We start from the raw sequence: 11,546 nt of genomic DNA, 5'->3' as shown, positions 1-11,546 counted from the left end.
CTCGGCGACGTCCACGTGCTCGCAGCCGCCGTAGTAGCGCCGGCCCGGGTAGCCCTCGGCGTACTTGTTGGTCAGCACCGAGCCCTGCGCCTCCATGACCGCGGCCGGGGCGAAGTTCTCCGAGGCGATCATCTCGAGGGTGGACTGCTGACGGTGCAGCTCGGCGTCGACCGCGGCGGCGATGTCCGGGTCCAGCGTGCGCAGCGACTGGTTGAACAGGGTCATCGGCGGTCTCCTTGGGTGTGGGCGCAGTGGGCTGCGTACGCGTCGGCGGACAGGGCGCCGGCGATGTTCTCGACCCGCAGCCGGAACAGCCAGCCGACGGTGTAGGGGGCGGTGTTGACGACGCCCGGCTCGTCGGCCAGCGCGGTGTTGACTTCCAGGACCTCGCCCGAGGCGGGGGCGTACAGGTCGCTGACGGCCGTCAGCGACCTGATCTCTCCGCAGCTCTCGCCCGCCTCGACGCGGCTGCCGACCTCGGGCAGCCGCAGGTGGACGACGTCGCCGAGGGCCTCGGCCGCGAACGCGGTGATGCCGACGGTGGCGTTGCCCTCGTCCACGACCAGCCACTCGTGGTCCCAGGTGTAGCGCAGGTGCCGCGGAATGCTCGTGGCGGTCGGCTGCGGGGCCCGCAGGGGCGGTTGAGGTGCGGGGCTCATGACACGGCGGCCGCGGTGGCTGGGGCGAGGGTGCGGCGGAGCCGGTTGAACAGCTTCGGCTGGTTCAGGGAGAGCACGGCGACGGGGACGCCCTCGCGCAGGTAGACGGAGACGAAGGAGCGGCTGTCGAGGCTGCCCTCGATGAGTTCGGGGCGGTCGCCGGGCGCGACGTGTCCGGCGAGCTGGATGCGCACCTGGTACTGGTCGGACCAGAAGTACGGTGCGGTGACCCGGGCGGGGGCGGTGGACTCACCGCTGAGGAGCGTGCGGGCGGCGGTCTTCGCCTGCTCGGTGGCGTTGGTCCAGTGCTCGATGCGGGCGTGGCGTCCGGTGAACGGGTTGGGCCAGCGGGCGACGTCGCCGACGGCGACCACACCCGGGACGCTGCTCGCGCCGCCCGCGTCGCACACCACGCCGTCGTCCACCTGTACGCCGGAGCCTGCGAGCCAGTCGGTGGCGGGCCGTACGCCCACCCCGACCACGACGATGTCGGCCGGCAGCAGGCGCCCGTCCGCCAGCCGTACCCCGGTGACCCGGTCCTCGCCGGTGAGTCCCGCCACGCCGGTTCCGCACAGCAGGCGTACCCCGTGGTCGGTGTGCAGCGAGGAGACCACCAGGCCCATCTCGCGGCCCAGTTGGCGTTCCAACGGGACGTCGACGGCCTCCACGACGGTGACATGCAGGCCGAGCCGGTGGGCGGTGGAGGCCACCTCGGCGCCGATGAAGCCGGCGCCGATGATGACGACCCGGGGCAGTCCGTCGAGGAGTTCGGCGCGCAGGGCCTCGGCGTCGTCGAGGGTGCGCAGGGTGTGGACACCGGCCAGACCGTCCATGCCGGGCAGCAGCCGGGGACTGGCGCCCGTCGCGACGACGACACCATCGCTGCGCAGCCGCCGTCCGCCGGCCAGGGTGACGGACCGGTCCGCGGGGTCCAGCCGCACGGCGCGTTCGCCCAGCAGCCAGGTGGCCCGGAGGGCCTCGTACTCGTCGGCGTCGCCGAGCGCGAGCGCCTCGGCGTCGATGTCCCCCTTGAGGAAGTCCTTGGACAGCGGCGGCCGGTCGTAGGGGGTGTGGCGCTCCTCCCCCACGACGACGATCTCGCCGTCGTAGCCCTCTGCGCGCAGCGCGCGGACCGTGCTCAGGCCTGCCAGCGACGCGCCGACGACGGTGATGCTCATGGGGAACCTCCGGGTTGCGGGCGCCCGACCGGGTGTCTCGAATTACACAACAAAGCTCGCTATACGCAACATGCTTGGGGCGAGGTCGGGGGCTTGTCAATAGATGGACGGCATCAGTGCGCAATAGCGCAGAAGGTTGCGCGATGCGCAACCTTCAGGATCCCTCGGGAGCGGTCACAGCATTGGCTCGTCCCACTGGTCGAGCAGCAGGTCGGCCATGGTCGCGTCGAGCTCTGCCGGTGCGGCGTCCAGGGACCGTTCGCTCCAGATGACCTTGCCACGCGGGGTGTAGCGGGTTCCCCAGCGCCGGGCGTAGTGGGCGACCAGGAACAGGCCCCGGCCGCCCTCGTCGGTGGTGGCCGCGCGGCGCAGGTGCGGGGAGGTGCTGCTGCCGTCTGCGACCTCGCAGATCAGGCTGTCCCGGTCGTGCAGGAGCCGGAGCCGGATGGGATCGCTGCCGTAGCGGATGGCGTTGGTGACCAGTTCACTGAGGATGAGTTCGGTGCTGAAGGCGATCTCGTCCAGGCCCCAGGCCTCCAGCCGGCGGGCGCAGGTGGCGCGGATGGGGCCGAGGGAGGCGGGATCGGCGGGCACGTCCCAGTAGGCGACGCGGTCCGGGTCCAGCAGCCGGGTCTGCGCCACCAGGAGGGCGATGCCGTCGCCCGGCCGGTCGGACAGCAGGGCGTCGAGCACCGCCTGGCAGGCCTGCTCCGGCGTCTGGCCGGGGTGCGCCAGGGCGGTGTGCAGGAGCCCGAGCCCGGTGTCGATGTCGCGGTCGCGGGCCTCGATGAGCCCATCGGTGTACAGGGCGAGCCGGGAGCCCTCGGACAGGTGCAGTTCGGCCGTCTCGACCGGCAGGCCGGAGCCCAGGCCCAGCGGTGGTGAGACGGGGACCTCGGGGAAGGTGACGATGCCGTCGGGGTGGACGAGGGCGGGGCCGGGATGGCCGGCCCGGGCGATGCTGCACCGGCCGGAGACCGGGTCGTAGATCGCGAACAGGCAGGTGGCGCCGGTGATGCCTTCGCTCTCTTCGTCGGCGGTCTCGGTCTCGTCGATGTGGGCGACCAACTCGTCCAGATGGCCGAGGAGTTCGTCGGCGGCCAGGTCGAGGGCACAGAAGTTGTGGACGACGGTGCGCAGCCGGCCCATGGTCGCGGCGGCGTGCAGACCGTGGCCGACGACGTCGCCGACGACCAGGGCGACGCGGGTGCCGGGCAGCGGGATGACGTCGAACCAGTCCCCGCCCACTCCGGCCTGGGCGGGCAGATAGCGGTGGGCCACCTCCAGGGCCGACTGTTCGGGCAGGGTGCGGGGCAGCAGGCTGCGCTGCAGGGTGACCGCCATGGTGTGTTCGCGGGTGAAGCGGCGCGCGTTGTCGACCGCGACGGCCGCGCGGGCGGCCAGTTCCTCGGCGAAGGCCCGGCAACATCCTGGAGAGCCGGCAGTTCGACGACCGGCTGCAGGACCGCTTCTTCATGCGGGTGCACTTCGACGTCCTGGACCCGGACGTCTCACCGGAGGTACTGCGCGCCGGCTTCGGCCCGGTCGCCGAGGCGTACCGGATCACCTGGCAGCTGCACGACGCCGCCACCCCGACCCGCACCCTGATCACGGTGTCGAAGTTCGGCCGCTGCCTGAACGACCCGCTCTTCCGCAAGTCCACGGGCGCGCTCAACATCGAGATCCCGGCGATCGTCTCCAACCGCCGCGAGTTCGAGCCGCTGGCGCAGAGCTACGGCATCCCCTTCCACCACATCCCGGTGACGAAGGAGACCAAGGATGAGGCGGAGGCACAACTGCTGCGCCTCGTCGACGAACTCGACATCGACCTCGTGGTCCTCGCCCGCTCCATGCAGATCCTCTCCGACGACCTGTGCAAGCAGCTCGACGGACGGGCCATCAACATCCACCACTCCTTCCTGCCGAGCTTCAAGGGCGCCCGGCCCTACGTCCAGGCGTACCGGCGCGGCGTCAAGCTGGTCGGGGCCACGGCTCACTACGTCACCTCCGACCTCGACGACAGGCCCGATCATCGAGCAGGACGTGGTCCGCGTGGACCACTCGCGCGACCCGGACGACCTCGTCACCATCGGCCGCGACGTCGAGACGCAGGTGCTCGCCCGGGCCGTGCAGTGGCACAGCGAGAGCCGCGTCCTGGTCAACGGGCACTGCACCGTCGTCTTCCGCTGACGCCCGACACAAATGCCTATAGTTGCGTCATGAGCAACTACACGGCAGACGGCGAAACAGCGGCTCCCGCGGTGAACGGGGTGCAGTCCGTCGACCGTGCCGTCAGCGTCCTGGAGATCCTCGCCCAGCGCGGCGAGGCGGGCGTCAGCGAGGTGGCCGGCGAGATCGACGTCCACAAGTCGACCGCGTTCCGCCTGCTCGGCGCGCTGGAGGCACGCGGCCTGGTGGAGCAGACGGCCGAGCGCGGCAAGTACCGGCTCGGCTTCGGGATCGTGCGGCTGGCCGGCGCGGTCACCGGCCGGCTCGACATCACCCAGCAGGGCCGGCCGGTGTGCGAGCGGCTCAGCGAGGAGATCGGCGAGACCGTCAACATCGCGGTCCTGCAGGAGCATTACGCCGTCAACCTCTACCAGGTCCGGGGCCCGGGCGCGGTCGGCACGCACAACTGGGTCGGGCAGCTCACCCCGGTCCACGCCACGTCCAGCGGCAAGATCCTGCTGGCCCATCTGTCGCCTCAGGAATGCGCGGACGTGCTCGCGACGTCCGGGCTGCAGAAGCTCACGCCCCACACGCTGACGGCGAGGGCGAAGCTGGAGAAGGACCTCACCGCGGCCCGTGAGCGCGGATATGCGGTGACGCTGGAGGAACTAGAGATCGGACTGCACGCCATGGCGGCGCCGATCCGCTCCCGTGACGGCGAGGTCATCGCCGCGCTCAGTGCCTCCGGCCCTGCGTACCGGTTCACCGAGGAGCGCATGCACGAGCTGGCGCCGGTGCTGCTCAAGGGGGCGGCGGAGATCAGCCATCGGATGGGGTACCTGGGCTGAGGCCTCGCTCCGCGGGTGTGCCGCGAAGTGCCCTCGGTCGTCTGCGGCATCGTCGTGGCTGGTCGCGCCCGCGCGGCGGAGCCGCACATCGACACGGCCCCGCGCCCCTAAAAGGCAGGCGTCTCGGCGCCCCAGCGTGCCGTTACCCGTACCGCGTCGAGTGTCGACGTCACGTCGTGCACCCGTAGGCACCAGGCGCCCTGTGCGGCCGCGAGTACTGACACGGCGGTGGTTGCGGCGTCGCGCAGTTGAGCCGGGCGGGGCCGACCGGTCGCCGGATCTGTCAGCAGACGGCCCAGGAACGACTTGCGTGATGCACCCACCAGGACGGGGTGCCCCAGCGCGTGGACTTCCCCGAGGCGGCCCAGCAGCTGCCAGTTGTGCTCCGCCTCCTTGGCGAAACCCAGGCCGGGGTCGACTATCAGGCAGCCGGGCCGGATGCCCGCCTGCAGTGCGGCCTCGACCCTCAGGCGCAGTTCGTCGACCACATCGGTGACGACGTCGCCGTAGACCGCGTTCGCCTGCATTGCGGCGGCGTGGCCGCGCCAGTGCATCAGCACGTACGGCGCTTCGGCCCGGGCCATCGTCGGCAGCATCGCGGGGTCGGCCAGGCCGCCCGAGACGTCGTTGATCAGCCGTGCGCCCGCGTCGAGCGCGCGGGCGGCGACCTCGGCCCGCATGGTGTCGACGCTGACGACGGCGCCCGCCGCGGCGAGTTCTGCGACGACGGGCAGGACGCGCCGCAGCTCCTCCTCCACCGTCGGCCGCTGTGCGCCGGGACGGGTCGACTCCCCGCCCACGTCGACGATGTCCGCCCCCTCCTCGAGCAGCGCAAGTCCGTGCGCGACGGCCGCCTCCGGGGCGAACGACAGCCCGCCGTCGGAGAACGAGTCCGGGGTGACGTTCACAACGCCCATGACCAGCGTCCGGCCGGGCCGCGGCAGCCCTTGCGGATGCAGTTCCGGCGTCCCCGGCCGCGGCAGGGCGGTCGCCTGGAACGCGGCGGTCACGAGGAGCCGGCCTTCCGCGCCGCCTCGGCGGCCACCGGCCCGCGCGGGCGCGGGAACGCCGACTGCGCTACGGCAGCACCCTCAAAGGCGCAGGCCTGTATCGATCTGCGGCTCCGCCGCGCCGACGCAGCCGGCCAAGACTCCTCGACAGCGAACGAAGCCGACAGCGATACGACAGCGCCCTCAAAGGCGCGGGGGTGGGGCGATGTGCGGCTCCGCCGCGGGCCCACGGACGATCGACGGCCGATCGCGGCCCTGCGACGGAGCCGCACATCGGCCCAGCCCGCAGAGCGCTTGGCGGCCCCGACGCCGGGCCGCCTGTCGCCGGAGCGACCGGACTCGTCGGCGGCGGTCGCCACGGTCCTCACGCGGCCCCACCCGCGGGCTCGGCCGCTCGGAGGCGGGCGGCGACGCACGTGGGTGGGAGGTTCGGCGGAGCGTCGGACAGGTCGACGTAGATCGTGCCGTCCTCGACGTGGACCTGGTGGGTGCGGACGGACAGTCGGGCCGGCGGGGCGTCGACGGCACCGGTGCGCAGGTCGAACTTCGAGGCGTGCAGCGGGCATTCCACCTCGCAGCCCTCCAGCCAGCCCTCGGAGAGCGAGGCGTCCTGGTGGGTGCAGGTGTCGTCGATCGCGTAGAGCTCGCCGTCCTCGGTGTGGAACACGGCGACCGCCGGGTCGGACTCGAGCCGGAACGCCTCGCCTCGCGGCAGATCGGCGAGACGGCACGCGGGAAGCTTCATGACCACCTCGATGCGTATTACGAAACCTGATGCGCGAAGCGCAACGCCAGTTTCGGGTCGCCCTCACCCCTTGTCAAGGAGTCGCCCGGGGGCAGCCGTCAAGGAGCCGTCCCGCAGCTGTCATGGAGTCGCCCGTGCCGGCAGGTCCCGCCGCACCGCGTCAGGGAATCTCCTGCTCGGCCCAGATGATCTTTCCGTCGGGCGTGTACCGGGCGCCCCAGCGATCGGTCAGCTGGGCGACCAGGAAGAGGCCGCGGCCGCCCTCGTCCGTGCTGCGGGCATGCCGCAGCCGGGGGGCCGTGCTGCTGGCGTCGGCGACCTCGCAGGTCAGGCGGGAGTCACGGATGAGTCGTAGCCGGATGGGAGGCTCGGCGTAGCGGATCGCGTTGGTGACCAGCTCGCTCACGACGAGTTCCGTCGTCATGGCCAGGTCCGCCAGCCCCCAGGCCGCCACCTGGCGGGTGGCGCGGGCACGGACGTCGGCGACGGCGGCCGGGTCAACCGGCACCTGCCACGAGACGACATGGTCGGCGCCGAGGCCATGGGTGCGGGCCAGAAGGAGGGCGATGTCGTCGGGCTGCGGCACGGGCACGAGTTGCCGTACCGCGGAGGTGCACAGCACGTCGAGGTCGGTGTCGGAGCGGGCCAGCAGCTCGCCGAGCCGGGACATGCCCAGCTCCATGTCGCCGTCGGCGCCCTCGATCAGGCCGTCGGTGTACAGGCCGATCAGGCTGTTCTCGGCGAGCTCGATCTCGGCGGCCTCGAACGCCATCCCGCCCAGTCCGAGCGGCGGCCCGGCCGGCGGCTCCGGGAAGGACACCTGCCCGTCCGGGGCCACGACAACGGGCGGCGGGTGCCCGGCGCGGGCCATCGTGCACCGCCGGGTGACCGGGTCGTAGACGGCGTACAGGCAGGTCGCCCCGAGGAAGGCGGTGCTGCTGCGGTGGGTCGTCCCGTCGTCGGTCCGCTCGGCGCTCAGCCGCAGCACGAGGTCGTCGAGGTGGGCGAGCAGTTCGTCGGGCGGCAGTTCCATGTCGGCGAGGGTCTGCACCGCGGTGCGCAGCCGCCCCATGGTCGCCGCGGCGGTGATGCCGTGCCCCACCACGTCGCCGACCACGAGGCCGACCCGCCCCCCGGACAGCTGGATCACGTCGAACCAGTCGCCGCCCACGCCGTCCGTCGGATCCGCCGGCAGATAGGCGGAGGCCACCTCCAGCGCGGTTCCGCCCGTCAGGGCCTGCGGCAGCAGACTGCGCTGCAGGGTGACCGCCGCGGTGTGCTCCCGGGTGTAGCGGCGGGCGTTGTCGACGCACAGCGCCGCCCGCGCCACCAGCTCCCGGGCCAGCAGGACGTCGTCGGGCTGGAACTGGACGGGATTGAGCGACCGCATGAACGTGGTGATGCCCAGGACGGTGTTCCGGGCCCGCATCGGCACGGCGATCAAGGAGTGCAGCCCGAACTCCTTGATCTTTTCCGCCCGTTCGGGCTGTTCGGTGATCCACCGCTCGTCGGACGGATCCAGGACGGGCAGCAGGATCGGCTCACCGTCGATGAGCAGGTTCACATCGTGCGCGGGAGGCAGGAAGCCCGCCCTGTCCCCGACCCGTGCCACGGCCTCCGGGCAGCCCTCGCGCACCGAGCTCATTCCGGCGCGGCGCATCACCGGCCCGACGGTGGCCGGCCCGGCGTCCGTCAGCCACGCGCCATGCCCTTCGGTACTGAGCACGGGCTCCAGAAGGTCCACGACGACGAAGTCGGCGAAGCGGGGTACGGCGAAGTCGGCGAGCTCCTGAGCCGTCCGCATCACGTCCAGCGTCGTGCCGACGCAGGCTCCGGCCTCGTTGACCAGCGTCAGCAGCCGGCGGGCCGACCACCGCTCGGTGACGTCCTGGACCATGTAGCAGACGCCGGTGACGGAGTCGTCTGCGTCCACCAGGGGGAAGAAGGACGTGGAGTAGGCACGCTGGCGGTGGGGGTCGGCCCAGCTCCAGCCCAGGTACTCGTAGTCGGTGACCGGAACTCCGGTGTCCAGGACCTTGCGCATCAGCCCCTCGATGGCGGCCGCCTGCAGCCCGGGCAGCAGTTCGCTCAGCCGGCGTCCCAGCCGCTGCTCGCGGGGCACTCCGCCGAAGCGTTCCAGGGTGTCGTTGAGCCAGACGTAGCGCAGCTCCTGGTCCATCACCGCCATGCCGATCGGGGAACGGGTCAGGAACCCGTCGAGGACGGACTGGCCGATCGACCACTGCTCCCGCCGCGCCCGCGCCGACATCAGGAAGCACTCGTCCCCGCCGACACGGAAGGACGCGGAGACCCGCAGGTCGACATCGAGGGTCCGGCCGTCGCGGTGCCGTACGGAGATGAGACCGCTCCATCCCATACCGGCGCGACACCGCTCCGCCACACGGGCCACCCGTACCGGGTCGGCGGGCATCGCCACCAGGCGTGCGGCGGAGCCGCCGACCACCTCGGAGGCGGAGTGGCCGAGCAGTGCTTCGGCACCCCGGGTCCAGCCGAGCACGACGCCCGCCGCGGACACGACCGCCGCCGCGTCGGTGGACGCGTCGAGGAGTTCGCGCGGTCCCGAGGGCGCCGGCCCTTCGGATGTTTCTCGCGCAGGATCCATGGGTGCCATCCGGGTGCCGTCCTCTACAGGACCATGTTCCTGCTAGTCCGCCCGATGTGCACGGCCCTGGCGGGCGCTCCCGCCCGGCCCGCAGCGCTTCCGCACTGCCCTGACCGGAGGGAGCATGGAAGGGCCGCTGGTCGGAACCCGGGTGGCGGTGATGCCGGCCGGGGTCCGCGGATCCCGCCGAACGGTGGAGGTGGTTGCGGGATGACAGCCGAATCCTTCCGGTCCGACAGTGCTGCGGACGACTTCGAGCCGCCCCAGCCGACCGGTCTGCTGGATGTCCTGAGCGTGGCCGCGACGGTCGTCGACGCCGAGGGACGCATCGTGTTCTGGACCCCGCAGGCCGAGGAGCTGTTCGGATACAGCGCACAGGAGGCGCTCGGCAAGTACGCGGCCCGGCTGTTCATCCACCCCGAGCATCTGAAGTCGGTGGTCAAGCTGTTCACGGAGGTGCTGGAGACCGGCCGGAGCTGGGCGGGCGCCTTCCCCATCCGGCACAAGGACGGCAGCACGCGCCTGATGGAGTTCCGCAACATGCGGCTCCAGGACGATCTCGGGGACGTGTACGCCCTCGGTATCGCCGCCGACCACAATCTGCTGCAGCGCGTCGAGACCGATCTGGCCCTGTGCGAGCGGCTGATCAACCAGTCCCCGATCGGCCTCGCCCTGCTGGACCCCGATATGCGGTACCTCCTGGTCAACCCGGCGCTGGAGCGCATCGACGGCATCCCCGCCGAGGACCATGTGGGCCGCGCTCTGAGGGAGACGCTGCCGCTGCCCGACGTCGGCACCATCGAGAGCGCGCTGCTCCAGGTGCTCACCACCGGGACCCCGCTGCTCGACCAGTACCACGTGGGCCGCCCACCGACCGACCCCGACCACGAACACGCCTGGTCGCTCTCCTTCTACCGCCTGGAGGACCCGGGCGGGCGGGTGCTCGGTGCGGCCGCCTCGGTCGTCGACGTCACCGAACGGCACCGGGCGGCCGCCGAGGCCGACCGGGCCCGGCGCCGCCTCGCCCTCATCGCCGACGCCTCGGTACGCGTGGGCACCACGCTGGAGGTGGAGGAGACCGCCCGCGAGCTGGCCGAGATCGCCGTGCCGCAGCTCGCCGACGTGGTCGCCGTGGACGTCCTCGACTCCGCGCTGGCCTGCCGCCGCTCACGCAGACCCGACGACGGCCCGGAGCTCTTCCGCGCCCTCGCGCTCAAGGCGGCCCAGCCGACCGTGGCGCTGCGCGCCGCCGACCCGCCCGGCGGCCTCGCGGCCTACGACGGGGACCGCCTGGTCACCCTGTGCGTGCACACCGGCCGACCGGTCCTGGTGCGGCACGTCGGCGACCGCGATCTGCCCCGCATCGCCCGGGACGCCGAGGCCGGCACCCTGCTGGCCCGGGCCGGCGTCCACTCCTACCTCGCGGTACCGCTGATCGCGCACGGCGAGATACTCGGCGCCCTGGACCTCAAGCGCACCACCAACCCGCTCCCCTTCGACGAGGACGACGTCGTCCTCGCGAGCGAGCTGGCCGGGCGCGCGGCCGTGGCCATCGACAACGCGCGCTGGTTCCAGAGCGTGCGCAACACCGCCCTCACCCTCCAGCGCAGCCTGCTGCCCGACCACCCGCCCGAGCACGCTGGGCTCGAACTCGCCTCCCGCTACCAGCCGGCCCAGGCCACCAGCGAGGTCGGCGGCGACTGGTACGACGTCATCCCCCTCGACGACGACCGGACCGCACTGGTCGTCGGCGACGTCATGGGCAACGGCATCGACGCCGCCGCCACCATGGGCCGGCTGCGCACCGCCACCTGCGCCTACGCAGACCTCGACCTCGCCCCCGACGCCGTGCTCCAGCACCTCGACAAGATCACCTGCGATCTGGAGCACTACATCGTCACCTGCCTCTACGCCGTGTACGACCCCCGCACACGGCAGTGCCAGTTCGCCAACGCCGGCCACATGCCGCCCGCCCTGGCCGGCCCCGGCCGCGCCCCCGAGCTGCTCGACCTGCCCGCCGGCGCCCCGCTCGGCGTCGGCGGCGTCTCCTTCGAGACGACGACCGCCCGGCTCGACCCCGGTGACCTGCTGGTCCTGTACACCGACGGTCTCGTCGAGACCCGTCTCCACCCCATCGACGACCGCCTCGACGTCCTCCTCAGCTTCCTCGACGAACCCCAACGGCCCCTTGAGGAGACCTGCGACCTCCTGCTCTACGGCCTGCGCCACCCCGACGACCACGACGACGTCGCCCTGCTCGTCGCCCGGGCCCTCTAGGCGGGCGCGGCAGGGAACGCGGGTGGCGGGAGAGGCG

7 protein-coding genes and 3 pseudogenes are annotated in these 11,546 nt (G+C 72.3%); 3 read left to right on the top strand and 7 right to left on the bottom strand.

Annotated features, from left to right (window positions below; all coding sequences use genetic code 11):
• The 4 genes and pseudogenes from IH68_RS0104360 to IH68_RS0104345 form a co-directional block, all read right to left on the bottom strand.
• Positions 1 to 225: pseudogene (locus IH68_RS0104360) on the bottom strand (serine hydroxymethyltransferase); the annotation flags it as partial.
• Positions 222 to 659 (bottom strand): glycine cleavage system protein GcvH, encoded by a 438-nt coding sequence (gcvH, locus tag IH68_RS0104355; RefSeq protein ID WP_051833163.1) that lies wholly within the window; start codon positions 657 to 659, stop codon positions 222 to 224. The pseudogene IH68_RS0104360 and the gene gcvH, both read right to left, overlap by 4 nt.
• Complete coding sequence (locus IH68_RS0104350; RefSeq protein WP_030928540.1) at positions 656 to 1,837, bottom strand: NAD(P)/FAD-dependent oxidoreductase; 1,182 nt, start codon at positions 1,835 to 1,837, stop codon at positions 656 to 658. The genes gcvH and IH68_RS0104350 overlap by 4 nt, the downstream gene beginning before the upstream one ends.
• A gap of 174 nt (positions 1,838 to 2,011) precedes the next feature.
• A pseudogene (locus IH68_RS0104345) lies at positions 2,012 to 3,256 on the bottom strand (ATP-binding SpoIIE family protein phosphatase); the annotation flags it as partial.
• Positions 3,257 to 3,264: 8 nt separating this feature from the next.
• Between IH68_RS0104345 and purU the strand changes: the two are divergent.
• Both purU and IH68_RS0104335 read left to right on the top strand, forming a co-directional pair.
• Positions 3,265 to 4,027: pseudogene (purU, locus tag IH68_RS52720) on the top strand (formyltetrahydrofolate deformylase).
• A 29-nt stretch (positions 4,028 to 4,056) separates the two neighbouring features.
• Positions 4,057 to 4,854 (top strand): IclR family transcriptional regulator, encoded by a 798-nt coding sequence (locus tag IH68_RS0104335; RefSeq protein WP_030928534.1) that lies wholly within the window; start codon positions 4,057 to 4,059, stop codon positions 4,852 to 4,854.
• 107 nt (positions 4,855 to 4,961) lie between these two features.
• Here the strand turns inward: IH68_RS0104335 and folP are convergent, their stop codons facing one another.
• From folP to IH68_RS0104320, 3 genes are all read right to left on the bottom strand, one after another.
• Positions 4,962 to 5,771, bottom strand: a complete 810-nt coding sequence (gene folP, locus IH68_RS0104330; protein ID WP_051833198.1) for a dihydropteroate synthase — start codon at positions 5,769 to 5,771, stop codon at positions 4,962 to 4,964.
• Positions 5,772 to 6,228: 457 nt separating this feature from the next.
• Positions 6,229 to 6,609, bottom strand: a complete 381-nt coding sequence (locus IH68_RS0104325) for a bifunctional 3-phenylpropionate/cinnamic acid dioxygenase ferredoxin subunit (RefSeq protein WP_030928530.1) — start codon at positions 6,607 to 6,609, stop codon at positions 6,229 to 6,231.
• Between the two features lie 160 nt (positions 6,610 to 6,769).
• On the bottom strand, positions 6,770 to 9,241 hold the full coding sequence (locus IH68_RS0104320; protein ID WP_420718971.1) for a SpoIIE family protein phosphatase: 2,472 nt from the start codon (positions 9,239 to 9,241) through the stop codon (positions 6,770 to 6,772).
• 201 nt (positions 9,242 to 9,442) lie between these two features.
• On the opposite strand from IH68_RS0104320, the gene IH68_RS0104315 reads away from it, so the two are divergent.
• Positions 9,443 to 11,509: a SpoIIE family protein phosphatase gene (locus IH68_RS0104315; protein WP_030928524.1), complete on the top strand. Its 2,067-nt coding sequence runs from the start codon at positions 9,443 to 9,445 to the stop codon at positions 11,507 to 11,509.
• The last annotated feature ends 37 nt before the right edge of the window (positions 11,510 to 11,546 follow it).

It is taken from the genome of Streptomyces sp. NRRL S-646 (assembly GCF_000720765.1).
GTDB lineage: Bacteria > Actinomycetota > Actinomycetes > Streptomycetales > Streptomycetaceae > Streptomyces.
This window is presented reverse-complemented; position numbering and strand designations above follow the sequence as displayed.

Coding starts and splice junctions, on each gene's coding strand:
- gcvH (WP_051833163.1), bottom strand. CDS start 659: ATGAGCCCCGCACCTCAACCGCCCCTGCGGGCCCCGCAGCCGACCGCC.
- IH68_RS0104350 (WP_030928540.1), bottom strand. CDS start 1,837: ATGAGCATCACCGTCGTCGGCGCGTCGCTGGCAGGCCTGAGCACGGTC.
- IH68_RS0104335 (WP_030928534.1), top strand. CDS start 4,057: ATGAGCAACTACACGGCAGACGGCGAAACAGCGGCTCCCGCGGTGAAC.
- folP (WP_051833198.1), bottom strand. CDS start 5,771: ATGGGCGTTGTGAACGTCACCCCGGACTCGTTCTCCGACGGCGGGCTG.
- IH68_RS0104325 (WP_030928530.1), bottom strand. CDS start 6,609: ATGAAGCTTCCCGCGTGCCGTCTCGCCGATCTGCCGCGAGGCGAGGCG.
- IH68_RS0104320 (WP_420718971.1), bottom strand. CDS start 9,241: ATGGCACCCATGGATCCTGCGCGAGAAACATCCGAAGGGCCGGCGCCC.
- IH68_RS0104315 (WP_030928524.1), top strand. CDS start 9,443: ATGACAGCCGAATCCTTCCGGTCCGACAGTGCTGCGGACGACTTCGAG.